The 24,929-nt window shown below is 67.5% G+C and carries 23 protein-coding genes; 10 read left to right on the top strand and 13 right to left on the bottom strand.

The window, feature by feature from the left end:
- Positions 1-53 precede the first annotated feature (53 nt).
- Together ACN9MV_RS15965 and ACN9MV_RS15960 are read right to left on the bottom strand one after the other, a co-directional pair.
- A complete protein-coding gene (locus ACN9MV_RS15965; RefSeq protein WP_426393088.1) occupies positions 54-1,190 on the bottom strand; it encodes a DSD1 family PLP-dependent enzyme in 1,137 nt (378 codons plus the stop codon).
- Positions 1,191-1,201: 11 nt separating this feature from the next.
- A complete protein-coding gene (locus ACN9MV_RS15960) occupies positions 1,202-1,846 on the bottom strand; it encodes an HAD family hydrolase (protein ID WP_426393086.1) in 645 nt (214 codons plus the stop codon).
- A 72-nt stretch (positions 1,847-1,918) separates the two neighbouring features.
- On the opposite strand from ACN9MV_RS15960, the gene ACN9MV_RS15955 reads away from it, so the two are divergent.
- The 6 genes from ACN9MV_RS15955 (at position 1,919) to ACN9MV_RS15930 (ending at position 7,247) form a co-directional block, all read left to right on the top strand.
- Positions 1,919-2,830, top strand: coding sequence for a LysR family transcriptional regulator (locus tag ACN9MV_RS15955; RefSeq protein ID WP_093173737.1), 912 nt, complete (start codon positions 1,919-1,921; stop codon positions 2,828-2,830).
- A gap of 95 nt (positions 2,831-2,925) precedes the next feature.
- Positions 2,926-3,942, top strand: coding sequence for an ABC transporter substrate-binding protein (locus tag ACN9MV_RS15950; protein ID WP_426393085.1), 1,017 nt, complete (start codon positions 2,926-2,928; stop codon positions 3,940-3,942).
- Positions 3,939-5,012, top strand: a complete 1,074-nt coding sequence (locus ACN9MV_RS15945) for an ABC transporter permease (RefSeq protein ID WP_093058335.1) — start codon at positions 3,939-3,941, stop codon at positions 5,010-5,012. Before ACN9MV_RS15950 ends, ACN9MV_RS15945 begins: the two co-directional genes overlap by 4 nt.
- The gene (locus ACN9MV_RS15940; protein WP_426393083.1) at positions 5,006-5,809 is read left to right on the top strand and encodes an ABC transporter ATP-binding protein; all 804 of its coding nucleotides are present in this window, start codon (positions 5,006-5,008) and stop codon (positions 5,807-5,809) included. Before ACN9MV_RS15945 ends, ACN9MV_RS15940 begins: the two co-directional genes overlap by 7 nt.
- Before the next feature lies 1 nt (position 5,810).
- The gene (locus ACN9MV_RS15935; protein ID WP_426393081.1) at positions 5,811-6,974 is read left to right on the top strand and encodes a c-type cytochrome; all 1,164 of its coding nucleotides are present in this window, start codon (positions 5,811-5,813) and stop codon (positions 6,972-6,974) included.
- 66 nt (positions 6,975-7,040) lie between these two features.
- Positions 7,041-7,247 carry a dodecin gene (locus ACN9MV_RS15930; RefSeq protein WP_093058332.1) on the top strand — a complete coding sequence of 69 codons (207 nt, stop codon included), beginning with the start codon at positions 7,041-7,043 and terminating at the stop codon, positions 7,245-7,247.
- A 34-nt stretch (positions 7,248-7,281) separates the two neighbouring features.
- Here the strand turns inward: ACN9MV_RS15930 and ACN9MV_RS15925 are convergent, their stop codons facing one another.
- Complete coding sequence (locus tag ACN9MV_RS15925) at positions 7,282-7,776, bottom strand: low molecular weight phosphatase family protein (RefSeq protein ID WP_097199325.1); 495 nt, start codon at positions 7,774-7,776, stop codon at positions 7,282-7,284.
- Positions 7,777-7,877: 101 nt separating this feature from the next.
- Here ACN9MV_RS15925 and ACN9MV_RS15920 point away from each other — a divergent pair, with 101 nt between their 5' ends.
- Genes ACN9MV_RS15920 through ACN9MV_RS15910 form a run of 3 tightly spaced genes read left to right on the top strand, consistent with a single transcriptional unit; the run spans position 7,878 to position 13,608 of the window.
- Entirely contained in the window at positions 7,878-10,580 is a 2,703-nt protein-coding gene (locus tag ACN9MV_RS15920; RefSeq protein WP_426393079.1) for a GNAT family N-acetyltransferase, read from the top strand.
- Between the two features lie 59 nt (positions 10,581-10,639).
- Positions 10,640-11,671: a DUF4105 domain-containing protein gene (locus ACN9MV_RS15915; protein WP_093173748.1), complete on the top strand. Its 1,032-nt coding sequence runs from the start codon at positions 10,640-10,642 to the stop codon at positions 11,669-11,671.
- Positions 11,671-13,608, top strand: coding sequence for an esterase/lipase family protein (locus tag ACN9MV_RS15910; protein WP_426393077.1), 1,938 nt, complete (start codon positions 11,671-11,673; stop codon positions 13,606-13,608). The genes ACN9MV_RS15915 and ACN9MV_RS15910 overlap by 1 nt, the downstream gene beginning before the upstream one ends.
- 8 nt (positions 13,609-13,616) lie before the next feature.
- On the opposite strand, the gene ACN9MV_RS15905 is transcribed toward ACN9MV_RS15910, so the two are convergent.
- Positions 13,617-14,411 (bottom strand): tetratricopeptide repeat protein, encoded by a 795-nt coding sequence (locus tag ACN9MV_RS15905; protein WP_426393075.1) that lies wholly within the window; start codon positions 14,409-14,411, stop codon positions 13,617-13,619.
- A gap of 224 nt (positions 14,412-14,635) precedes the next feature.
- Between ACN9MV_RS15905 and ACN9MV_RS15900 the strand changes: the two genes are divergently transcribed.
- A complete protein-coding gene (locus ACN9MV_RS15900; RefSeq protein ID WP_426393073.1) occupies positions 14,636-16,288 on the top strand; it encodes an ankyrin repeat domain-containing protein in 1,653 nt (550 codons plus the stop codon).
- A gap of 126 nt (positions 16,289-16,414) precedes the next feature.
- Here ACN9MV_RS15900 and ACN9MV_RS15895 read toward each other — a convergent pair whose 3' ends face one another.
- The 9 genes from ACN9MV_RS15895 to ACN9MV_RS15855 all read right to left on the bottom strand — a co-directional run bounded on the left by ACN9MV_RS15895 (position 16,415) and on the right by ACN9MV_RS15855 (position 24,927).
- Positions 16,415-17,422: an LLM class flavin-dependent oxidoreductase gene (locus ACN9MV_RS15895; protein ID WP_426393072.1), complete on the bottom strand. Its 1,008-nt coding sequence runs from the start codon at positions 17,420-17,422 to the stop codon at positions 16,415-16,417.
- On the bottom strand, positions 17,419-18,357 hold the full coding sequence (locus ACN9MV_RS15890) for an ABC transporter substrate-binding protein (RefSeq protein ID WP_426393071.1): 939 nt from the start codon (positions 18,355-18,357) through the stop codon (positions 17,419-17,421). The genes ACN9MV_RS15895 and ACN9MV_RS15890 overlap by 4 nt, the downstream gene beginning before the upstream one ends.
- 8 nt (positions 18,358-18,365) lie before the next feature.
- Complete coding sequence (locus ACN9MV_RS15885) at positions 18,366-19,286, bottom strand: ABC transporter substrate-binding protein (protein ID WP_093173758.1); 921 nt, start codon at positions 19,284-19,286, stop codon at positions 18,366-18,368.
- Between the two features lie 38 nt (positions 19,287-19,324).
- On the bottom strand, positions 19,325-21,160 hold the full coding sequence (locus ACN9MV_RS15880) for an amino acid ABC transporter permease/ATP-binding protein (protein ID WP_426393070.1): 1,836 nt from the start codon (positions 21,158-21,160) through the stop codon (positions 19,325-19,327).
- Positions 21,157-21,696: a GNAT family N-acetyltransferase gene (locus ACN9MV_RS15875; RefSeq protein ID WP_426393069.1), complete on the bottom strand. Its 540-nt coding sequence runs from the start codon at positions 21,694-21,696 to the stop codon at positions 21,157-21,159. The genes ACN9MV_RS15880 and ACN9MV_RS15875 overlap by 4 nt, the downstream gene beginning before the upstream one ends.
- Complete coding sequence (locus tag ACN9MV_RS15870; protein ID WP_426393067.1) at positions 21,696-23,036, bottom strand: LLM class flavin-dependent oxidoreductase; 1,341 nt, start codon at positions 23,034-23,036, stop codon at positions 21,696-21,698. Before ACN9MV_RS15870 ends, ACN9MV_RS15875 begins: the two co-directional genes overlap by 1 nt.
- A gap of 42 nt (positions 23,037-23,078) precedes the next feature.
- Entirely contained in the window at positions 23,079-24,089 is a 1,011-nt protein-coding gene (locus ACN9MV_RS15865) for an LLM class flavin-dependent oxidoreductase (protein ID WP_426393066.1), read from the bottom strand.
- Between the two features lie 101 nt (positions 24,090-24,190).
- Positions 24,191-24,691, bottom strand: coding sequence for an AAA family ATPase (locus tag ACN9MV_RS15860; RefSeq protein WP_426393064.1), 501 nt, complete (start codon positions 24,689-24,691; stop codon positions 24,191-24,193).
- Positions 24,692-24,729: 38 nt separating this feature from the next.
- Positions 24,730-24,927 carry a hypothetical protein gene (locus ACN9MV_RS15855; RefSeq protein WP_307614151.1) on the bottom strand — a complete coding sequence of 66 codons (198 nt, stop codon included), beginning with the start codon at positions 24,925-24,927 and terminating at the stop codon, positions 24,730-24,732.
- Between the last annotated feature and the right edge of the window lie 2 nt (positions 24,928-24,929).

Raw genomic sequence — 24,929 nt, 5'->3', positions numbered from 1 at the left:
GACTTGGCTGACCGACACGAGGCCGCTCTCGCTCAAGCGCCGACGCTGTGCACTCACCAGCCGTGGAACCGCCCCCAGGTTTCCAGCGAGCCGTCTTCAGACAGCGCTTGATATTCCGGAAACTGCGCGCCAGTCGCACAAGCGTGGTTCGGCAATATGCGCAGCCGCGTCCCGATGGGAAAACGCGCCGCAATGCCCGTGTCCGGCGCGCCTTCGCGCGAGAGGATGCCGTGCTCCTGATTGGCACCGCTGAGCACATAGCCGTCGAGTACGGTCCCATCCACGGAGCAGACCTGCCCATAGCCGAAGTCACGCTTCTGCTTCTGCGTGCCACGGTCGCGGCTCATCGCCATCCAGCCTGAGTCGACGATGGCCCAGCCCTTGTCGGCCTGGTGGCCGATCACCGTGGTGAGCACGCTCAGGGCGATGTCGTCCTCGGTGCATACGCCGATGTTGCGCATCACGAGGTCGAAGAACACGTAGACGCCGGCCCGCACCTCGGTAACGCCCTCGAGCGCCTCGGCCATCAGCGCCGTAGGCGTCGAGCCCACGCTGACCACCGGGCACGGCAGGCCCGCGTCGCGCAGCCGCTGGGCAGCGCGCACGCAGCCCGAGCGCTCCTGTTCGGCCATGGCTCGCAGGGCTTCGGGCGTATCGAGCTCGTAGCTGGAGCCGGCATGCGTCATCACGCCGCCGAGGCGCATGCCGCCGTCGTGCAGCACGTGCGCCACTTCGAGCAGCGCGTCTTCTTCGGGCCGGATGCCGGAGCGATGGCCGTCGGTGTCGACCTCGATCAGCACGTCGAACACCTCGCCGTTCGCGCGGCCGAACTCCACGATCGCGCGCGCCGACTCGACACCATCCGTGAGGATGCCCAGCGCGCAGCCTCTACGGCGCAGATCCATCGCATGCTGCAGCCGGTGCGGCGCCATGCCGACGGCATAGAGGATGTCGGTGAAGCCCTCGGCAAAGAACTGCTCGGCCTCCTTCAGCGTGGAGACGGTGATGCCCTGCGCGCCCCCATCACGCTGTGCCTTGGCAACGGCGATGCACTTGCTGGTCTTCACGTGCGGGCGAAAGCGCACGCCGAGTTCGTTCATGCGCTGCTGCATGCGCGCGATGTTGCGCTGCATGCGCGAGCGCTCGATGAGGGCGGCGGGCGTGTCGATGGTGGCGAGGGTGTTGTTCATGAGCGGGCTCGTCATTTGCTGAAGGATTGCAGCCAGGGCAGCGCGGGTGCCAGTGTTGCTGCTTGCAGTTCGGGCGTCGGGGCACCCTGCGGCAGCGCCAGCCCGACGCGGTTATGCCAGTAAGTGCGCAGCCCGACCGCCGATGTGCCGAACATGTCGTAGCCCGAACCGGCAACGAAAGCCACTTCTTCAGCCTTCACACCCAGCCGGTCGAGCGCCAAGCGATACGGACGTGGATCGGGCTTGTAGAAGCCGGCCTCCTCCGAAGTGACGACCACGTCCCAGTCGATGCCCAGCCGCGCCGCCGCGCGATGACCGAGCCGCTTCGAGCAGTTGGTGACCACCGCAAGCTTGCAGTGCGGCTTCAGCGCCAGCAACAGCTCGCGTGCGCCGTCCCACACGGGCAGGGTGTCCCATTGGGCTTCCAGTGCGTCGGGCACGGAGTCGGCCATGCCTGTGTGGCGCGCAGCGTCTTTCACCAGCTGCTCGTAGGGCACGTAGGCACCGCAGCCGTAAGTGAGCCGCAGGTACTCGGCGCGCCAGGCGCGGCCTTTCTCTTCGGAACCTGCGGCGGTGTTCCAGACGGTCCAGGAATCGAGCAGTGCCGTGAGCAGGTCGAAAAGTACGGCGCGCGGATAGGCGTTTTGAGCTTGCATGAGCACCGACTGTACGTTTCAAGGCCATGCTTGTGCTTCAATGCACGGTCATCAATCGTTAAGCACAAGTTAATGATCCAGATCGAAGACATGCAGCTTGCGGCCGCCCTGCTGCGCGAACCTTCGCTGAGCGCCGCGGCGCGCGCGCTCGACGTCACACCGCCCGCGCTGTCGATGCGGCTGCGCAAGCTCGAAGCCACGCTGGGCCTGTCGCTCGCCACCCGCACCGCGCGGCGGCTGAGCCTCACGCCCGAGGGCGAACGCTTTGCGCGCGAGGCGGCTACGCTGCTCGGCCAGATCGAGGGGCTGCGCGAATCGATGCAGCGCGACGACCAGCGGCTCACCGGCACGCTGCGAATCGCCGCGCCCTTCGGCTACGGCCGGCAGTACATAGCGCCCATGCTCGCGCGCTTCGCCCGGCTGCACCCGGGCCTGAGCGTGCAGCTCGACCTGCGCGAAACCCCATGGCCCGACCGGCACGACGCCGACGCAGTGATCCATATCGGCACGGTGCGCGACTCGTCGTGGGTGGCGCGCACGCTGAGCGCCAACGAGCGCTGGCTGTGCGCGAGCCCGGAATACCTGCGCCTGCACGGCGTGCCCCGCGTGCCACGCGACGTGATGGCGCACGGCTGCATCAGCATCCGCGAGAACGATGAGGACGTAACACTATGGCACGTGCGCCCGGCCAGCCGCGCAGCCGCCAGGGCCAAACCCCAGACCCTGCGCATCTCGCCCGCCTACGTTACCAACGACGGCGGCGTGGCCCGCCAGTGGGCCGAACAGGGCATGGGCTTGGTGCTGCGCTCCGAATGGGACGCGGCCGACGCCGTGGCACGCGGCACGCTGGTGCGCGTGCTGGCCGACTGGCAGTTCGACAGCGCGCCGGTCACGCTGCTGGTGCCTAGCCGCAAGGGGCGCACGGCGCGGGTGCAGGCCATCGTCGAATTCCTGGCGGAGAGCTTCGGCGCCAGGGAAAAGTAGTTGCGCGCATATCCATAGCCGCATTCATTCGTTGGCCGCGCGGGCCTCGCGCGCCAACACTCGCTGCTTCCAATTTTTCGGTGGAGAAGCTTGCGATGACCGTTCCTCTCGATCACTTACCGCCTTCGCGCCGCAGCGTGCTGCAGGCCGGGGCGGCGGCAGCCATCGTGGGCTCCGGTGCCCTGCTCGCCACCGTGGCACGCTCGCAGCCACGCAAACTCACCTTCGCCTGGAGCCAGGCCGGCTTCTGCCTGGCCCCAGTGCCGGTGGCACTGGAGCGGGGTTTCTTCGAGAAGAACGGGCTCGACGTCGAGCTGCTCAACTGGGCGGGCTCGTCCGACCAGATGCTGGAGGCACTGGCGACCGCCAAGGCCGACGTGGGCGTGGGCCTGATCCATCGCTGGGTGAAGCCGCTGGAGGCGGGCTTCGACGTCAAGGTGGTGGGCAGCGTGCACGGCGGCTGCCTGCGGCTGGTGGGGGCCAAGGCCTCGGGGGTGACGACCGACCTTGCCAGCCTCAAGGGCAAGACCATCGGCGTGTCGGACCAGAACAGCCCGGCCAGGCAGTTCTATGCCATTCATCTCGCGAAGAAAGGCATCGACATCGAGAAGGACGTCGACTGGCGCGTCTACCCCGCGGACCTGCTCGACGTGGCCGTGAAGAAGGGCGAGATCCACGCGATTGCCGACGGCGACCCGAACGTGTTTCTCATCGAGAAGCGCAACCCCGGCGTCTTCACCGAGATCGCCAACAGCGCCAAGGGCGAATACGCCGAGCGTCTGTGCTGCATCGTCGGTGCTCGCGGCGAACTGGCGCGTAACGACAAGCCACGCGCGGCCGCCGTGGTGCGCGCGCTCGCGCAGGCCTCCGACTACGTGTCGGAGAACCCGAACGAAGCCGCCAGGATCTATTCGAAATACGCGCCCAAGGTGCCGCTCGAAGACCTGCAGAAGCTGCTGGCCGAGCTTACCTACAAGCACCATCCGGCCGGCAAGGCGCTGCGCAACGAGGTGGAAGCTTTCGCCGCCGACTTCCGCAACGCCGGCATCCTGAAGAAAAGCACTGACGTAGCGCGCTTCGCCAATCACGTGTCGCTGGACGTTCTCGCATGACCACCGCTGAACAGGTTCTGGACTCGCCGCTCGGGTTGCAGGGCAATGCGCCCGCTCATCACGCACCGCGGCAGAAAACCCCGCAGACGGTTGCGCTGCGCCCTCCCGCCCCCACCGGCATCTGGCCCACCGGCCTGCTCGCTGCAGCCGCCTGGGTCGCGCTGGGCCTTCTCACGCTGCTGTGGCCGAACAAGGAAGTCGGCTTCAACGACTGGGCCTTCACGCGCGAGTTCGGCATTGCCACGCTGGTGGTCGCCGCCCTGCTCTTCGCAATTTCGCTGCTGGGCCACCGCGCGGGCAAGCTGGCGCGAACGCTGCGGCCGGCCGGGCAATGGCTGGTCGCGCTGGCCGTGGTGCTTGCGCTGTGGGAGATCGGCACCGCCAAGCTCGGCGTGCTGCCTTCGCCTTTCTTCGCTCCGCCGCAGAGCCTGATCGACGTGGTTCATGAGGACTGGCAACGCCTGGGCCTGTCGACCGCGTATTCGCTGCGCCTGCTGGCCAATGGTTTCGTGCTGGGCGCGCTGATCGGCTTTGTCACGGGCGTGTCGATCGGCTGGTCGCGCATCGCGGGGTATTGGGTGCATCCGCTGCTGCGCTTCCTGGGGCCGGTGCCGGCGTCGGCACTGCTGCCGCTGGCCTTCTTCTTTGCGCCGTCGAGCTATTCGGCCGCCGTGTTCCTCGTGGGGCTGGCCACCTTCTTCCCGGTGGCGGTGCTCACCTGGTCGGGCGTGGCCTCGGTGCACAAGAGCTACTACGACGTGGCGCGCACGCTGGGTGCTTCGGAGCGCTTCCTGGTGTTGCGGGTGGCGATTCCAGCCGCCCTGCCGCAGGTGTTCGTCGGCCTGTTCATGGGCCTTGGCGCCTCGTTCTCGGTGCTGATCACGGCCGAGATGATGGGCGTGAAGGCCGGGCTCGGCTGGTATCTGCAGTGGGCCCAGGGCTGGGCCGCATACGCCAACATGTACGCGGCGCTGTTCGTCATGGCCGCGCTGTGCTCGGGCCTCATCACGCTGCTCTTCAAGGTGCGCGACCGCGTGCTGTCCTGGCAGAAAGGAACCGTCAAGTGGTGAATGCAGTGCTTCCTCGCGCGCCCGCGCCGACCCAGACCACCGGCGGCGCGCACATCGACATCCGCGGCGTCAGCCACTGGTTCGAGGTGTCCGGCGGCGTGCTGCAGGTGCTCGACGGCGTCGACCTGCAGGTGCGCCCCGGCGAGTTCGTCGCGCTGCTGGGGCCCAGCGGTTGCGGCAAGTCGACCCTGCTGCGGCTGGTGGCCGGCCTTGAGCCTGCAACCGCCGGCACCATCACGCAGAACGGTGAAGCCATCACGCGGCCCGACCCGTCGCGCATCGTCGTGTTCCAGGACCCGACGCTCTACCCATGGCGCAGCGTGTGGGACAACGTGGCGCTGGGCCTGCAGGCACGCGGCGTGCTGAAGGAACAGCGCGCCCGCGTCGACGAAGCGCTCAAGCTCGTGGGCCTCACCGAATTCGCGAAGGCCTTTCCTCATCACCTCTCCGGCGGCATGGCGCAGCGCGTGGCGCTGGCGCGCGCGCTGGTCAACGACCCGCAGCTGCTGGTGCTCGACGAGCCGCTGGGCAAGCTCGATTCGCTCACGCGCATCGCGATGCAGAGCGAGCTGGTCAACCTGTGGCAACGCGCCGGCTTCTCTGCGCTGCTGGTCACGCACGACGTGGAAGAGGCGCTGTTCCTGGCCAACCGCGTGATCGTGCTGAGCGACCGGCCGGCGCGCATTGCGGCGGAACTGGTGGTCGATCTGCCTTACCCGCGCCATCGCGGCGACCCGCGGCTGGCCGAACTGCGGCACGAGGCGCTCAAGCACCTGGGACTCGACGCCACGTGGTGACATGAGCGTTTTGCCCGAGGCCGGTTGGCTCAACCTGCTGATCGGCCTGCTGCAGGGCGCGCAACTGCAGCTGTTGCGCCTGCTCGATGCGCTGGGGCTGGTCTCGCACGCGCACGGCCAGCCGGCATGGCCGTGGGCGCTGCGGTTGTCGGGCGAGAACCTGCTGATCGATCCTGGCCAGGCGCGACGGCTCGGGCTCACAGTGGTCGTGCTTGCGGTGGCGGTGCTGACGCTGCTGCTCGCCGCGCTCTGGCGTCGCCGCCGCGTGTGGCTCGTTGCAGCGGCCGCGTTGCTGGTCGCGCTGGCGCCCTGGCCCGAAGCCAACGTGGTGCTGGTACCCGCGTACCCGACCAGCTTCCAGACATCGCCCACGGGTTTCACCGCAGACAGCATCGAGCGCGGGCGCGTGCTGTATGCGGCGCAGTGCGTGGCCTGCCATGGCACCGATGGGCGTGGACAAGGACCGCTGGCAGCTTCACAACCCGTGTGGCCGCCCAATCTTGGCGGGCCGCTGCTGTGGCGACGCGCCGACGGCGATGTGCTCTGGCATGTGATGAATGGCATGCGCGACCGGCGCGGCGCCCCGACGATGCCCGGCTTCGGCGGTGTACTGCGTGACGCGGACGCCTGGGCACTGATCGACTTCATGAAAGCGCAGGGCGCGGGTGAAAGCCTGCGTGCGGCCGGGCTGTGGACGCAGCCGGTCGCTCCGCCCGATGTGGCTGTGCAATGCAAGGGCAAGCCGCCACGCAGTCTGAGCAGTTGGCGCGGGCAGCGCTTGCGGATCGTGGCTGCGGGTGCGAGCGTGCCGCCGCTGCTCGACGACCCGCGCCTCGTCACCGTGTTCCTTGCGCCAGATGCCACCACAGCCGTATCGCAGGCCGGTGACTGCATCGCCGCTTCATCCGCCGCATGGGCCGCCTTCTCGCTGGTCGCCGCGACCTCGCAGCTCGCGGGCACGCAGCTGATCGTGGACCGCGACGGCTGGCTTCGCGCGCGCGGCGAACCCGGCAAAGGCGCGTGGAGTGACGACGACCTGCTGTGCCGCACCGAGCAGCCTGCATCGGCTGGCACGCGGCCGTTGGCGCCGGACGGTCTGGGCGCACTCATCGCGCGCATGGACGCCGAACCCGTGCGCTTCGTCAAGGGCGGATTCGTTCACTGACGCCCGCAACAGGACTACGATGTTTTCCGGGCCCATCGCCCATCAACCCAGAAGGAGACAGACCCCATGTCCAACCACGTCTACAAATCGCTGGAGCTGACGGGCTCCTCCTCGACCGGCATCGAAGACGCCGTGCAAACCGCCATCGCCAAGGCGCACGAGACGCTGCGCAACATCCAGTGGTTCACCGTCACCGAGACGCGCGGGCACGTGGTGGACGGCAAGGTCGCGCACTGGCAGGTGACGCTGAAGATCGGCTTCACGCTGGAGTGAGCCGAACGCGGGGGCGTTCGAGCCAGGGCCTCTGCTAACGCATGTATCCCAGGTCCCGCACATCGGAGCGAACGGCCGAGCGGTCCGCCCCCTGCATCGGCAGGCTCACCAGCAGTTCGAGCCGGCGGCGCAGCGAGAACAGCATCTGGACGGCGTCGTGCGCGGTCTTCTCCAGGTCGTTGCCGCCGGCGATGTCGGGGTAGGCCCACAGCGCCGCGTCGGGCTGGCCGGGCCATGACGGCTGGCGGGATGCGCTGGCCGCGTCCAGCGTGATGACGAAGTCCGCCGGGGAGGCATTCGCGCGCACCAGCTCGTCCCAGCTGCGCGGCGGCCGCTCGGGAGGGGGAATGCTGGCGCTCGTCAATGCGGCAACGGCCGCGGGATGGAACTCACGGGCAATGTGCCCGGGTTGACCGCAGGAAGATACCGAGAACCGCTTCGGGTCCAGGTGCGCGAGGCACGCTTCGGCCAGGATGCTACGCAATGAATTTCGTCGCGAGACGAAGATCACGCCAATACGTTTTTGCATGGAGCCTTGAATATAGCCAAGCGCGCTGACCACGTCATGACTTAGGTCAAGACCCTGCGCAACTGCCCCCGAACGGTGCGGAACGGTGCAGACTTGGGGGCATGGACAAGCATTTCCTGACCCCGCTTTTCGCACCCGCCTCCATCGTGGCCTTCGTCGGCCACGCCGACGACCCGGGCGGCCAGACCCCTGCGGGCCGCACGCTGCGCGAGGCCTTCCGTGCCGACCGTTTCGACGGCACCCTGCGCTTTCTGGACGTGCGCACCAAGGGCACGCTCGAAGAACTGGCCCAGACCCATGCCGACCTCGCGCTGATCGCGCTGGCGCCGCGCGACGTGGCGGCCGCGCTTGAAATCGCGGGGCGCATCGGCTGCAAGGCGGCGGTGGTTCTTTCGAGTGGCATCGGCGCCGACGAGGCGGCGCAGTGGCGCAAGATCGCGCGCCGCGAAGGCGTGCACCTGCTGGGGCCGAATTCGCTGGGCTTCCAGCGCCCACTGCTGCACCTTAATGCCGGCGTGGCCGGGCCGCTGGCCAAGCCGGGGCCGCTCGCGCTGGTGGCGCAATCTGGCGCGCTCACGGCCTCGATGCTCGACTGGGCGCGCCAGAACGGCGTCGGCTTTTCGAGCGTGGTGTCGCTGGGCCCGCACACCTCGGTCGACATTCCGCAGGTGCTTGACTTCCTGGCCAACGACCAGGCCACGCACAGCATCATCGTGTACCTCGAAGGCATTGCCGATGCGCGGCGCTTCATGAGCGCGCTGCGCTCGGCCTCGCATGCCAAGCCGGTGGTGGTGCTCAAGGCCGGGCGCAAGCCGGCGGGCAACGAGGCCGCGCAGACGCACAGCGCCGCCATCGTGGGCAGCGACGACGTGTTCGATGCCGCGCTGCGCCGCGCGGGCGCGGTGCGGGTCCGCTCCTTCGTCGAGCTGTTCTCTGCCGCCAAGTGCCTGGCCTCGCGCTACCGGCCGGTGGGCAAGCGCCTGGCCGTGGTCACCAACGGCGGCGGGCCCGGCGTGCTGGCGGCCGACTGGATCAACGAGATCGGCCTCCACCTGGGCAAGCTTTCCGCGCCCGCGCAGAAGCTGCTGCAGCCCACCCTGCCCCCGCTCGCATCGTTGAACGACCTGATCGATCTTTCCGAAGAGGCCCTGCCCGCGCACTACCGCGCCGCCATCGATGCCGCCTCGGCCGACAGCCAGGTCGACGGCGTGCTCGCCATCTTCTCTCCCAAGGCCGGCGCCGACGCAGCTGCCACCGCGAAAGCGCTTGCCGACATCCCCCGGCCGATGAACAAGCCGCTGCTGGCCTGCTGGATGGGCGACTCGTCCGTGGGCAAGGCGCGCTCGGTACTGGCCGACGCGACCATTCCGAGCTTTCGCACGCCTGAAGCCGCGGTGGGCGCCTTCGGCAACATCGCGGCCTTCTATCAGAACCAGCAGTTGCTGCAGCAGACGCCGCCGCCGCTGTCGGCACTGGCCAAGCCCGACATCGAGGGCGCGCGCCTGATCATCGAAAGCGTGCTGGCCGAACGGCGCCATGTGCTGACCGAGATGGAATCGAAGTCGCTGCTGTCGTCCTTCCACATTCCGATCACGCGCACGCTGCTCGCACGCAGCGCCAGCGAGGCCATGATGATCGCGACGCAGCTGGGCTTTCCGGTGGCGCTGAAGATCGACTCGCCCGACATCGCGCACAAGTCCGACGTGGAAGGCGTGGCGCTCAACGTGCTGAACGGCACCAGCGCGCGCGACACCTACGTCGAGATGATGGAGCGCGTTGCCCGCCTCGCGCCCGAGGCCCGCATCAACGGCGTGACCGTGCAGAAGATGGTGCGCGCGCGGCGCGGGCGCGAGATCTACGTGGGCATGGTCACCGACCAGCCTTTCGGCCCCGTCATCGTTTTCGGCGCGGGGGGCACCATGATCGAGCTGCTGAACGACCGCGCCATGGAACTGCCGCCGCTCAACCAGTTTCTTGCGCACCGGCTCATCGAGCGCTCACGCGTGGCCGAGACGCTGGGCGAATGGCGCGGCGCTCATGCAGTGAACATGGAAGCACTCGAAGACGTGCTGCTGCGCGTGTCCGAAATGGTGTGCGAGCTGCCCGAGCTGCGCGAGATGGACATCAACCCCATCATCGTGGACGAGTCGGGCGCCATTTCGGTCGACGCGCGCATCGTGGTCGGCAGCACCACGCAGGCGGTGGCGGCCCACGTCAGCAATGCGGTCAACGGCTACCAGCACCTGGCCATCATGCCGTACCCCGCGCGCTACCGGCGTGAATGGCCGCTGCCCGGTGGCGGCACGTACATCGTGCGGCCGGTTCATCCCAACGACGCGCAGATGCTGCAGGCGCTGGTGCAGGGCCTGTCGCCCGAGAGCCGCTGGTTCCGCTTTGTCTCGCGCTTCCACGAGCTGCCGCCCTCGATGCTGTCGCGCTTCACGCTGATCGACTACGACCGCGAGATGGCGCTGGTGGCGGTGGTGATGGAGCGCAGCGTGTCGCCCGAGGGCACCGTGCTCGAAAGCGAGCACATCGTGGGCGTGTCGCGCTACATCACCAACCCCGACCAGACCAGCTGCGAGTTCTCGCTGGTGGTGGCCGACGAGTTCAGCGGCAAGGGCATCGGCTCGCGGCTGATGGAAAGCATCATCGACGTGGCGCGCGACAAGGGCCTGGCCGAGATCGACGGGCTGGTGCTGGCCAACAACCCCGACATGCTGAAGCTGGTGCGCAGGCTTGGCTTCACCGTGAAGCCCTTCCCCGAAGACCCGGACTTCAAGCTCGTGACGTACATGCTGTAGAGGCCCCGGGGCGCCCGGGTCGGGCGGAGATAATCGCGCCTCACTCTCCGATGACCTGAATGTTCCTGCGCTTCCTCGGCCGCTTCGCGGCATCGCTAGTCGTATTGCTGTCGGCGATGTGGGCCTGCATGGCACTTTGGTATCAGTTACCTGGGCCTTCCTTCGTGAAGATCGGCGCAGGCGTGCTGTGGGCCGGCTTCGGCCTTGCCGCCATCGCGCTGCTGTGGCGCGGCAAGGCAGCGCGCGCCCTGCTCTCCTACGTGGTTGGCTTCGCATTGCTGATGGGCTGGTGGGGCACTATCCTGCCCTCGCAGAACCGCCTGTGGGCCGATGACGTGTCCCGCCAGTTGCACGCCCATGTCGACGGCAACATCGTGACGATGGACAACGTGCGCAACTTCGAATGGCGCAGCGACACCGACTACACCCAGCGCTGGGAAACGCGCAGCTACGACCTCGACCGCCTGCGCTCGGTCGACGTGGCGCTCTCGTACTGGAGCGGCCCGGCCATCGCGCACACGCTGGTGTCCTTCGGTTTCGATGACGGGCAGTTCGTTACCTTCTCCATCGAGATCCGCAAGGAGCGCGGTGAAAGCTTCTCGTCGGTCGGCGGCTTCTTCAAGCAGTTCGAGACCAGCCTCGTTGCGGCCGACGAGCACGACATCATGCGCGTGCGTACCAACGTGCGTGGCGAAGACGTCTACATGTACCGCGTGCGCCTGCCGCAGCAGGAAATGCGCTCGCTGTTCGTGGCCTACCTCGGCGAAAGCGCGGCGCTGGTGCGCGAGGCCAGCTTCTACAACACGCTCACCGCCAACTGCACCACCATCGTGTATGCATTGGCCAAGCGCATCGTGCCCGGCCTGCCGATGGACTGGCGGTTGCTGGCCTCGGGCTACCTGCCCGACTACCTCTACGACGTGGGCGGCCTTACGCCCGGCTACAGCATGGAAGCGCTGCGCGCGGCGGGCCGCATCACCGACCGTGCCATCGCCACCGACAAGGCGGCGCCGGGCGTGAACTTCTCGCAGGCGATCCGGCAAGGCCTGCCGGGCCTCGAGGACTCCAAGGCACCCAAGGCGAAGCCGTGATGCGCATGCGCTTTCTTTGCCTTCTGTGCTCTGCCGTGCTGCTGGCCGGTTGCGCGGGCGTGAAGGTCGGCTCGATCTCGCCGGCCGAATACCTCGCGCAGCGCCGCGGCGACGTGCTCACCACCGGCGAGCTCAGCACCTCCGCACAGGAAGTGCTGCGCGTGATCGGCTCCGACGCCGATCTGTGTCGCAAGGACGGCCAGGCCTGCCGCAATGCGCTGGCCGACTCATCGGGCCTGAGCGACGAACAGCGCCTGTCCGCGCTGTCGGAAGTGTGGCTGCAGGTGGCGCTGGCGGCAGACAAAGGCGGCACCGCAGCGCAGTCAGATTCATCGGCCACCACGGCCATCGAGGCCTGGCTCGAAACCGCGCGCCATGCCTACGCCTACCTGTTCTACACCGCCCGCAAGCCGCGCGACCGCGCCTTCGAAGACCGGCAGACGCAGGTTCGCGACTACTACAACTACGCAGTGCAGCAGGCCATCACCGGCCTCTTCAAGACCTACCGGCGCACCGGGTCGCCATCGGACCCGACCCCGGAAGTGCCGCAGGTAGGCGACTGGCGCATCGAAACAGATGTGTCGGGACTGCGCCTGCCCACCAGCGCGCCGCTGCCGGACGAACTGATTCCCGCCGCCTCGCTGACCTTCTCTGGCCTGCGCAACACCTACCGGCGCGACGGCTTCGGCGCGGAGCTGGTGGCGGCAAACGCCAAGCGCACGGACGACGAGGCAACGCCCGGCCCGGCCGACGACAAGCGCCCGCCCCGGCCGCCCTACCGCGAGATGCCCTTCCCCGCCGTCACAGCGCTGCTGCTGTTCGACGGCGCCAATCTCGACGAGATCCTGCGCACCCACACGCTGCGCATTGCGGCCTACGACCCGTACCGCACCGCCAACGTGCAGCTGGCCGGGCAGGAGGTGCCACTGGCCGCCAACTTCACCTCGGGCTATGGCCTGTGGCTCGCGCGCTCCGACTTCGCGCTGCAGGCCCTGCGCAGCCTGTTCGGCGGCCGCGACGGGCTCACGCAGCCGCGCATCTACCTGATGCAGCCCTACGACCCGAACCGCCGCACAGTCATCATGCTGCACGGCCTCGCGAGCAGCCCCGAGGCGTGGATCAACGTGGCCAACGAAGTGCTCGGCGACGAAACGCTGCGCCGCCGCTACCAGATCTGGCAGGTGTATTACCCCACCAACGCACCGCTGCCGATCAACAACTTCGCGATCCGCGAAGCCGTCACGCAGACGCTTGCGCACTTCGACCCCACGGGCAAGGCCGAGGCCTCGAACAACATCACGCTGATCGGCCACAGCATGGGCGGCGTGCTGTCGCGGCTGATGGTGTCGTCGTCGGAAGACAAGCTCTGGGAGGCGCTGCTGGCCAGCTACCCGATGCAGGGCGCGCAGCAGCAGCGCATGGAAGAAAAGCTCGCGCCCTACCTGCGCTTCGAGCCGCTGCCGCAGGTGAGCGACGCGATCTTCATCGCCTCGCCGCATCGCGGCACCGACTTTGCCAACAACCGCGTCTCGCGCTGGGTGGCCAACCTCATCACGCTGCCGGTGGCGATGCTGGGGCAGCTGAGCGACATTTCGCGCGAACTGATCCGCATCGCGCCCAGCACGCAGGGCCAGGAGCCGCTGCGCATTCCCAACAGCATCGACAACCTGAGCGACCGCGATCCGTTCGTGCGGCTGTCATCGGGGCTGCCGATGAATCCGCGCGTGCGTTTTCATTCGATCATCGGCAACGACACGCCGGGCGTGGCGCAGGCGCTGTCGAGCGACGGCATCGTGCCGTACGCAAGCTCGCACCTGGACGGCGCGGCATCGGAGCTGGTGATTCCGTCAGCGCACAGCGTGCAGGAGAACCCGCTGGCGATCCTGGAGATACGGCGGATCCTCAGGGAGCAGCTGCGTTCGCAGCCGCCGCGCTGACCGCGCGGCTACCTCTTCGCGGAGCGCTGCGCCCGCACGCGCTTCAGGAAGTCCTGGAAGAGCGCCTTCTTCTCGGGAAACCGCCCCACTCCCTCCGCGAAGATTGCCTCTGCGGCAGCCAGCTCGCCCAGCCGCATCAGGCACTCGCCCTTTGAGAAGAAGGCAGCCGGCCCGTCGGGGTTCACCCGCAGCGACTGCTCGAAGTCGTTCAGCGCTTCACGGAAATTCCCGAGTTCCATGTGGGTGAACGCCCGGTTGTCGATGGCTTCGAAGAACAGCGGAAACAGCTCCACCGCCGCGTCGTACTCGGCAATGCCCTCCTGTTTCTTGCCCTGCTCGCAGAGTTCGTTCCCGCGCAGGTAATGCGCGTTGGCCTCGCGGACGATCTCCTTGCTGTCCTTTCCGGTCACCTCGAGGTAGCGCGGAAAGTCCGTGAGCCTCAGGTACTCGACAAAGCCGATCAGGTCTTCTTCGGTGGGCTGCCGGTTGCCGATCAGCTCCCAGCCCTCCTCACCGAAGCTGCCTGCGTCGATGGGGGCATGCCATATCGACACCTCCGCCCGTTTCAGGGAATCGGCCGTGGGCTTGGCATCCATCGGCTTGTAGCTCAGGCAATGGGCGGCCGCCGTTCCATCGGGCCATGGGTCGACCTCGAGGATCCAGACGGCCCGCCAGACCTGTCCGTCGCGTTGGGTCAGCAAATCGCCCGGCTTCACCGCGAGCTGGTTTTCCGCCGGAGAGTCGGGCGTCGAGGTCGAACCACCAAGGCGTGCGGCGAGCCGCTGAATGAATCGGGGCAGCATGGTTTGCGTCGGATATCGGAAGGATGGATGTGCGCGCCACTGTAGCCGCTCGCAGTCTGTCCGTTGACCGGCGCGCGCATCGTGCCCTAACATCCCGCCCGCGGTGCAAGCCGCGCCCGGGCCCGCGGGAAGGGTTGAACCCACTTGCCTTCATTTGCCGATCCACAACACCTTTTGTGCAGCCGGATTTGCGGGTCATCGGCGTCTGATGCACGGAGGTTCAAATGAAGCGCATGCCCGCCCGGCCCGACCTGGGCCACCTGAAGAAGCAAGCCAAGGAGCTGCTTGCTCTCTACCGAAGCAACGACCCCACCGCCACCACCCGTTTCCGCGAGGCCCTGCCGGCCGCCGCCGGCAAGAGCGACGCCGCCATCGCGGCCCTCGGCCTGCGCCTGCACGACGCACAATCGTGCATCGCGCGCGAGTACGGATTCGTTTCGTGGACCGACCTGCAGGGCTTCGTTCTTGCGCGCCGCTCGCAGGTGGAAGATCCGGCGAAGGCCGTGCTGCAATGGCTGCGCCTCGTCTATGCAGGCGACATCGCCGGAGGCGTGAATCGCGCACGGCCTGCCCTGGCCCTGCGCCTGCTCGATGAAAGCCCCGGCCTGTTGGGCGACGACCCCATCCTCGCCTGTGCCATCGGCAACGAGGCACCGATCCGCCAGGCCATCGAGCGCGATCCGGGCTGGGTGAACCGCGCCGGGGGCTCGCTCTCGCTCCCGCCCCTGGTCGCGGTCGCCCACTCCGGGCTGCTCCAGCTGCCGGACTACCAGGAACGCCTGCGCAACTGCGCGAAGCTGCTGCTCGACGCAGGCGCGGACCCGAATCAATCGGCAGGCAACCGCTGGCCGCCGGCATCGCTTGCCGCGCCCGACGAAACCGAGCGCCTGTCCGCGCTCTACGGCGCCGCCGGCCAGAACCGCGATGCTGTGCTCACCAGGCTGCTGCTGGACGCGGGCGCCGATCCCAACGACGGCGAATCTCTCTACCACTCGCTTGAAACCCCGGCCTGCACAAAGCTGCTGCTCGAAGCCGGAGCACGCGTCGCGGGCACGAACGCGCTCTACCGCGTACTCGACCTCGACGACGTGCAGACCCTGCGCCTGCTGCTCGCGCACGGCGGCAACGCGAACGAGCCGCCCATGGGCTCGCCCACCAGCGACTGGGGTTCGCTGCTGCTGTGGGCCATCCGCCGTCGTAGGTCGCCCGCGCACATCGAGGCGCTGCTGGCGGCAGGCGCCGATCCATTCGCCACCACATCAGACGGCACGAGCGCCTACACCGCCGCCCTGCGCTTCGGATTGCCCGAAGTCGCCAGCCTCCTGCAGAAGGCCGGCGGCGGCACCCCGATCCCGGTGGACGAAGCCTTCACCGCTGCCTGCGCGCGAGGCGACGAAGCCGCGGCCCGCGGCATCCAGTCGACGCACCCCGGCATCGTCGGTTCGCTCTCCGATGCACAACTGCGCCTGCTGCCCGAACTCGCCGCACAGGGCTGCGTCGACGCGGTGAAGCTGATGGTCAAGCTAGGCTGGCCCATCGCCACCCGCGGCGGCGACTGGGACGCCTCGGCGCTGAACAAGGCCGTGTTCCGAGGCGACGCGGGCCTCGTGCGCTTCCTGCTGGAGCACGGCGCCAGCTGGGAAGAGCGGCACGGCTTCGGCGACAACGCCTGCGGCGGCCTTTCCTGGGCCTCGTGCAACGAGCCAGAAGGCGAAAGCGACTGGCTCGGCTGCGCCGAAGCGCTGGTCGAGCACGGCATGCCGACCGCACAGCCCGACCCCGAGAGCCCTGACAGCGTGCTCATCGGCGGACGGCGCTATGTGTTCTCGGATGAGGTCACCGATTTCCTGCTCGGTGCATCCGCGACCAGAAACTGAAGAAAAAAAACGGGCCCAAGGGCCCGCCCAAAGCCGTCCGTCGAATCGCGCGGAACGCAACCCGACTCCGACTCACCTCGAACTCAACTCCTACCTACTCTTGCTTCCCCGTTTTCCTCCTCGAACTCAAAGCGCGCGCCAACCGAGTTCCGGCGCGATGCGGCGGGACAGGTCGGTCAATATCTGTTCGTAGTCCTCGCTGCTGAAGTTGTAGGGCAGCTCCACGCGCAATTCGCTCACATGCGGCAGCACCGGGTCGTGCCGCAGGCGCTCCAGGATTTCATCGGACGTGCCCACGAGATCGGTCGCGAACAGCGTGCGCCGCTCACCCTGCGGTGCCAGCGTGCGTTCGACGCGGCCGGCTGCGAACTCGCGGTAGCGCTTGCGCGTGGCGGCATCGGCGCCATCGAGCGGCACGATCACACGGCCCAGCGCCACCCTCCCCTTGCGCGCGTCCGCTTCGCTTGCGCGGTAACGCTCGATCAAGCCCAGCTGTGCCTGCAGAAAGTCGTCGGTGGTCTCGCCCGAGAGCACATTGCCCAGCAGCAGGTTGAACCCGTTGCGCCCCGCCCATTCGGCCGAGCGCAGCGAGCCGCCGCCATACCAGAGCCGGTCGATCAGGCCCGGCGCATGGGGCTGCACGCGCGGCCGCACACGTCCGCCGGCCGATTCGACAAAAGTCTGGTCGTCGCCGAGCAGCGTGTCTTCCAGATTGGCCTTGAGCCGCCCCACGCGCTTGTGCGTGAAGTCGATGGTGTTCGGCGCCGCGTCGTAGAAGCGGTTGCCGAGCAGTGCTCCATGCAGCGGCGCGCCAGCGCTCAGGCCCACCTGCAGCCTGCCGCGCGACAGCACATCGACCGTGGCCAGGTCTTCGGCGAGACGGAACGGGTTCTCGTACCCCATCTGGATCACCGCCGCGCCCAGTTCGATGCGGCGCGTGCGCTGTGTCGCGGCGGCCAGGAAGGTCGCGGCCGACGACACACCGCGCTCCAGATGGCGCTGCCGTACCCATGCGCCGTTGAAGCCCCGCTTCTCGCCGAACTCGAAGAGCTTCAGCGCGGCCTCGATGCCTGCGAAAGGGTCGGCCTCGGCGTAGTTGCCCGGTGTCAGGAATGCGAGATGGCGAATGTTCACGGCGCGAACTTCGGCAACCCGGGCGGGTTGGTCTCCGACTTTGGCAACGCCTCTTCGGCCAGGCTCCAGCGCGCGAGCGCCTTGGCATAGGTGCCGTTGCGGATCAGGTTGTTGGCCGCGGTGGTCAGCGCCGCTGCGAGGCCGCTGCCCTTACGCGTGGCAATGGCCACGTCCGACTTCAGCGGCCAGCCTGCATTGACAGTGCCGACCAGCCGGATCTGCCCGTTCTTCGCCGCCTCGTAGGCCTGCGGCGCATTCGGATTGAAATTGGCATCGACCCGCTTGGTGACCACCGCCAGCGTGCGGGTCACATCGTCGTCGTAGTACTGAATCTCGACGGGCTTCAGGCCCGCAGCAACGTTCTGCCGGTTCCACTCGAGCAGGATGCGCTCCTGGTTGGTGCCGGCGCCGGTCGTCAGCTTCAGGCCCGCAACGTCCTTCGGCTCGCGGATCGACTTGATGGCGCTGTCGGTGCGCACATAAAAGCCGTGCAGGCCGAGGCGATAGCTCGAGAAGTCGAACTTCTCCTTGCGCTGCTCGGTCACGCCCACGTTGGAGATCACGGCGTCGTACTTGCCCGAGCTCAGGCCCAGCGGCCAGTCGGCCCAGGCGATGGGCTGCAGGTCGAGCTTGAGGCCCAATGCGTCGGCGATGAGAAGCGCGAAGTCGGGGTCGAAGCCGACGACGGTCTTCGCATCGGTGGCGTAGGTCGATATGGGTGGCGCGAACGGTGCGATCGCGACCGTCAGCACGCCTTCCTTCACGAACTTGAAGCCCGGCGGAATCGCGTTGACGGCCTCGGCGTCCTTGCCGGTGCGCAGGCGGCCGCGTTGCTCGGGGCTGAAGTCGAACTTGTCGGCGGCATGGGCCGCGCCGGCCACGAGCGTGAGCGCGACAAGGCCACGGGCGATCCAGGCGTGCTTGAGAAAAGTCATGGCCATCATCAGTTCTTCGGCAGGCCCGGCGGGTTGGTGCGCGAGGCTGCGATGGCCTCCGACTCCAGGTTCCAGCGCGACAGCGCCTTGGCGTAGTTGCCGTTCTTGATTTGCGTGTTCAGCGCCAGCGTGACCGCATCGGCAAGGCCCGAGCCCTTGCGCGAGGTAACGGCAATCTCGGCCGTCTGCGGCCAGCCGCCCGAGAACACGCCCGCGAGCTTCGTCTTGCCGTCGCGCGCCTCGTAGGCAGCGATGGCGTTCGGGCCCACGTAGGCATCGGCGCGGCCCGACTGGATGGCCAGGCGCTGCACCACATCGTCGTCGTAGTACTGGATCTCCACCGGCTTCAGCCCGGCCGCCACGTTCTGCTTGTTCCAGCGCAAAAGAATCTGCTCCTGGTTGGTGCTGGCGGAAACGATCACCTTCAGGCCCGCGATGTCCTTCGGCTCCTTGATCGCGCCGAGCTTGCTGTCCGACTTCACGTAGATGCCGATCTGATCGTTGCGGTAGGTCGAGAAGTCGAACTTCTCCTTGCGCTCTTCCGTGACGGTCACGTTGGACACCACCACGTCGAACTTGCCCGACTGCAGGCCCAGCGGCCAGTCGGCCCAGGCGGTGGACACCAGCTCCAGCTTGCGGCCAAGGCTGTCGGCCACCAGCTGCGCGATGTCGGGGGCGTTGCCCACCGGCGTCTTCGTGTCTGTCGCATAGGCGGCGAACGGCAGGCGACCGGTGGTCGTGCCGACGACGAGCACGCCTTCCTTCTGGAACTTGAAATCCTTCGCGAGCTTGATGGCCTCGTCGATCTTCTGCGTGCGTGGGCGGCCGGCCTGCTCGGGGCTCAGGTCGGCAGCGGGCTGGGCCGAGGCGGCGAGCGGCACCAGCAGTGCGGCCAGAAGAACGGACAGGATGTTTCGTCGATGGGTCATGAAGGGCAATGCAGCAAGAAAGGGAAGAAAGGAAGAAGTCAGAGAACCTTGGCCAGGAACTCGGCCGTGCGCGGATGCTCCGGCGCGTTGAACACCTTGTCGGGCGAGCCGGTTTCGAGAATCCGCCCGCGCTCCATGAAGACGATGGTGTCGGCCACCTCGCGGGCAAAGCCGATCTCGTGGGTGACGATGACCAGCGTGGTGCCCGAGCGCGCCAGCTCCTTGATGACGGCCAGCACCTCGCCGACCAGTTCGGGGTCAAGCGCCGAGGTGGGCTCGTCGAACAGCAGCACCTTTGGCCTGAGCGCCAGCGCACGGGCAATCGCCACGCGCTGCTGCTGGCCGCCGGAGAGCTGCCTCGGATAGGCATGCGTCTTGTCGCTCAGGCCCACGCGCACCAGCAGCTCCGAAGCCAGCGCCTCGGCTTCCGCGCGCGGCAGGCCGCGCACCGACACCGGCGCCTCCACGATGTTCTCCAGCACCGTGAGGTGCGGGAACAGGTTGAAGTTCTGGAACACCATGCCCACGTCGACGCGGCGCTTGAGAATTTCCTTCTCGTGCAGCTCGTAGAGCGTGTCTTCGTCGCGGCGGTAGCCGATGAGCTCGCCGTCGATGGCAATGAAGCCGTCGTCCACGCGCTCCAGGTGGTTGATGGCGCGCAGCAGCGTCGACTTGCCCGAACCCGACTGGCCGAGGATGACCGTCACGCTGCCCTGCCCCACGGTCAGCGTCACGTCGTCGAGCACCTTGAGCGCGCCGAAGCTCTTCGAAACGCCGTGGATAGTGACCTCGCCACCCTGCGTGAGCGGATCGGTCCAGCACGGCACCTGTGCAGGGGCATCGGCAACAGATGCGTCATCAGCCACAGGCCGCGCTGCCGGCACCTTCGCGCGCCACAGCCCGCGCACCACGCCGCCAAGCCACGAGCTCGGCGGATTGCGCAGCGCACCGCGCGAGAAATGCCGCTCGACGTAATGCTGCACCACCGACAGCACCGTGAGGATGATGAGGTACCACACCGTCGCCACCATCAGCAGCGGAATCACTTCCAGGTTGCGCCGGTAGATGATCTGGATCGTGTAGAACAGCTCGGGCAGCGCCAGGATGTAGAGGTTCGACGTGCCCTTGGCCAGCCCGATGATGTCGTTGAACGCCGTGGGCAGAATGGTTCGCATGGCCTGCGGCAGCACGATGCGAAAGGACTGCCGCGTGCGCGACAGCCCCAGCGCCGCCGCGGCTTCGAGCTGCCCCTGCTCCACCGACAGGATGCCGCCGCGCACGATCTCCGAGGCAAAGGCCGCCTGGTTCAGCGTGAGGCCCAGCAGCGCCGCCACGAACGGGCTGATCAGTTGCGTTGTCGGGTACGAGAAGAAGGTGACGTCGGTGCCCGGAATGCCCAGCGTCACCGTCTCGTAGAGATAGCCCAGGTTGTTGATGATCAGCAGCAGCACGATCACCGGAATCGACCGGAAGATCCAGGTGAACACCCAAGCTAGCCGCGCCAACAGCGGCGAGCGGGACACACGCGCCAGCGCCAGGGCAGTGCCGAAGAAAAAGCCCAGCAGCGCGCCCAGCGCCGTCAGCAGCAGCGTGCGGCCCAGGCCTTGCAGCACCGGCTCGGCGAAGAACCATTGCGCGAATACGCCCCAGCCCCAGCGCGGGTTGGTCAGCGTCGAATGCAGCACGATGCCGATGACGAGCACCGCGAAGATCGTGCCGGCCGTTCGCGCGGGGTATCTGGCCGGCACGACGCGAAAGTGCGAGTAGTCGCCCTTCGCGGGCACTGGTGCAGGTGCTGGGCGCTGCGGTTGCGGCGCGCGAACCGGTACGGGGCTTCGCGGCTCGGCGCCGGCATCGAGAACGGTCGTATTCATCGCTGCACCGCCTCAGCCTGTTGCTCGGCAAGGCGACCGTGATGGCGCCCCGTGTTCAAGTACTTCTCGAACGGCAGCTTGCGCGGCGTCTCCGGGTCGACAGGCGGATCGAACAACGCCGTGTAGCCATGGCCGAGATACAGGCCCACGGCCTCAGGCTGGCGAAAGCCGGTCGTCAGGTAGATGCGCTCATAGCCCTGCCGCAGCACCTGAGCTTCCAGTTCAGCGAGCACCTTGCTGGCCAGGCCCTGCCGCCGCAAATCGCTGTGCGTCCACACGCGCTTGAGTTCCGCCGTGCGCTCGTCGTGGCGCATGAACGCGCCGCCACCGATGGCAACGCCGTCGCGCAGCAGCAGCACGAAGTTGCCGCCGTGCGATGGCGCGAACACCTCGGGCGGATAGCGATCCATCTCGCGCGGCGCACCCGGCTCGCGCAGCACGTCGCCGTAGCGGCTGTCGTACTCGAAGGCCAGGCCCTCGATGAGCGGGTTCGCGCGCGGGTCGAGCGGCGTGGTGTAGAGGAACTGCTCGCTCATCAGGCAGCCTTCTGCACTGCGGGCGCAACTTCTTGCGCCGCATGGCGGCTCGCCTTGCGCGGCAGGCCCAGGTGGTCACGCAGCGTGTGGCCGGGCAGTTCGCGCTGATAGCGCCCACGTGCCTCCAGCACCGGAATCACGAACTCGATGAAGTCGTCGAGGCCCTGCCCCAGCACCGGAAATCCGAGGATGAAGCCATCGGCCGCGCCCTCGTCCACCCAGCGGATGATCTCGTCGGCAATGCGCTCGCCGGTGCCCACGAACTGCGTGCGCGGCGTGGCCACTTCGAGCGCCACTTCGCGCAGGGTCTGGCCCTTGGCCTTCGCATTGGCCTTGATGCGGTCGGTGGTCGAGCGAAAGCTGTTGCGGCCGATCTCACCCAGCTCGGGGAACGGCGCGTCCAGCGGGTACTGGCTGAAGTCGTGGTGATCGAAGAAGCGGCCGAGGTAGGCCAGTGCCTCTTCCACCGTCAGCAGCTCGCGGATGGCGCGGTACTTGGCCTCGGCCTCCGCCTCGGTGGCCGCGACCACGGGGCCGATGCCGGGGAAGATCTTCACGTCGTCGGCCTGCCGGCCCTGTGCGACCGCGCTGGCTTTCACCTGCCTCAGGAAGCTGCGCGTATCTTCCAGCGAAGGCGAATGGGTGAACACTGCGTCCGCATACTTGCCCGCGAGCCCGATACCCGCATCCGACGAACCGGCCTGGAAGATCACCGGCTGCCCCTGCGGCGAGCGCTGGATGTTCAGCGGGCCCGACACCTGGAAGAAGCGCCCCTTGTGGTCCAGCGGGTGCAGCTTCTCGCGGTCGAAGAACTGGCCGCTCTCGCGGTTGCGCACGAAGGCGTCGTCGTCCCAGCTGTCCCACAGGCCTTGCGTGACGGCCAGGTACTCGTCGGCGATCTCGTAGCGCAGCGCGTGCTCAGGGTGCGCGCGGCTGTAGTTCTTTGCGCTGCCTTCGAGCGGCGTGGTCACCACGTTCCAGCCCGCGCGGCCGCCGCTGATCAAATCGAGCGAGCCGAACTGGCGTGCCACCGTGAACGGGTCGCTGTACGAACTGGAGACGGTGCCTGCGAGGCCGATCTTCGAGGTCACGGTCGCGAGCGCCGACAGGATCGAGATCGGCTCGAAGCGGTTGAGAAAGTGCGGGATAGATTTCTCGTTGATGTAGAGCCCGTCCGCCACGAATGCGAAGGCGATGCCCGCCGCTTCGGCCTTCTGTGCGGTGCGCACGAAGAAGTCGAGGTTCACGCTGGCATCGGCCGGCCCACCCGGATGCTTCCAGGAATTCATGTGGCTGCCTGCCCCCTGCAACATGACGCCGAACTTGATGTTGTTGCTCATGACGATCGCTCTCTTGTCTCTTCTGGAATGGAAAGGGAAGGCTCAGGCCGGCACGGGTGTCGATTTGTTCGCCTTGGCGAGCAGTTCGACGGATGCGTGACGCTCCGCGAAACCGGCCACCGGGATGTCGATGACGAACTCCTCGATGTCATAGCGCTCGCTCAGCGCATCGAGCGCATCGCGCACCTCTTCACCGGTGCCCGCGACCACATGAGGGCGGCGCTCTTCGGTGCGGTAGTCGCTCACGCCGGCCTGCCGCGCGAACTCGGCGGCGGCTTCGAGGCTCGGCAGGTTGACGCTCTGGCCGGTAGGCAGGTGCACGCGAAAGCTGCGCAGCGCGCCGACAAGCTCCGCTGCTTTCTCACGCGTCTCTGCCGCGAATGCAAAGAGCGCGAGCAGCGGTGCGCGCCCCGACTCCGCGCGATAGGCATCGAGCGATTGCGCGAGATTCACCGGATCGCCGTTGAAGTGCCCCGCATAGACGAACTGCCAGCCGAGGCGCGCGGCAAGCACCGCGCTCTCGGGGCTGCCGCCGAGCAGCACGCGCTGCGGCAACTGCGGCGGGTTGGGCGTGGCAAGCGCACCGGCCAGCGCATGGCCGGAGGCAATGCCGTCGTGCAGGAATGCATCGAGCTCGGCCAGGCGCACACCGAAGTCTTCGCCCTTCTTCACCGGATCGTGCAGCCACTGCAGCGCCTTGCTCGTCAGCGGCAGGCCGCCCGGCGCCTTGCCGATGCCCAGGTCCACACGACCCGGCGCCAGCGAGGCCAGCACGCGGAAGGTCTCGGCCACCTTGAACGGGCTGTAGTGCTGCAGCATGACGCCACCCGTGCCTACGCGGATGCGCGAAGTCTTCGCAAGCACATGCGCGGCCAGCACTTCGGGCGCCGAGCCTGCGTAGTTCCTGTTGCCGTGATGTTCGGCGAGCCAGTAGCGGCGGTAGCCCAGCCGCTCAGCGCTCTGTGCGAGCGAGATGGTGTGCTGGAACGCCTGTGCGGCGTCGGAGCCTTCGGGAATCAGGCTCTTGTCGAGCAGGGACAGCGAATAAGACACGGTGTGAGGCGGGAAGCGCCCTTGAAAGAATTGCTTCAAATTCTCTTGGGCATCGCGCGCACCGTTTGCGCCGAATTTCTATATCGATATCTGCTGAGTGCTCAGTCGCGCGTGTGAGAAAGAATTACCTCGGCAGCTTCTCGCGCGCCAAGGAAAGCCGTGTCAATGACGAGACGTTGCGTAGTCCACGGTTCGTAGTCACGCTGCTGCACGGCCGCCCATGTCGTTGGCACGAGGCCCGGCACATCGATGCTTCGCTGCTCGACGCGGCGTCGATGCTCGGCGATGTCCGAACACACGATCTCGACCTCGACGATGCGCGACGAGGTATCCGCCGCAACGGCCTGCCAGGCCTCTCGCGTGACGAGCAAGGGATTGACGCAATCGGCCACGATCGTCTGCCCGAGCGAAAGATTGGAGCGGGCCAGTTCGTAGGCCACGACGTAGCCTCCTGGCCCCACGTCACCAGCCAGCACACCAGCCGAGCGCAGTGCCTGCTCGATGGTGTCGATGCGCAGGTACACGCAAGGCACGAGCGCGGCTATCTCGCGTGCGATGGTGGTCTTGCCGGTGCCGGGCAGGCCACCCAGAACGATCAGCATCTTCTTGCGTCTCCAGGTTCAGGGCCCTGGTGCGGAGTTCACCACGAATGCGGCAGCAAGGCCAGAGCGGCCGCAGCATGCAGCCGCCGCAGCGCCCTTGCCGGCACATAGCCATGCGGCGCGCGCCGCGCCACTTCGTGTGCCGAGCTTGGCGGAATGCGCCAGGCCTTGGTTGTCAGGGCGAGAACGTGGCGGGCCTGGGCCGCCGGAGAAACGTAGTGGGTGCGCAGTGGCATGG

The sequence above is a fragment of the Variovorax sp. R-27 genome (assembly GCF_049913215.1).
Taxonomy (GTDB): domain Bacteria; phylum Pseudomonadota; class Gammaproteobacteria; order Burkholderiales; family Burkholderiaceae_C; genus Variovorax.
This window is presented reverse-complemented; position numbering and strand designations above follow the sequence as displayed.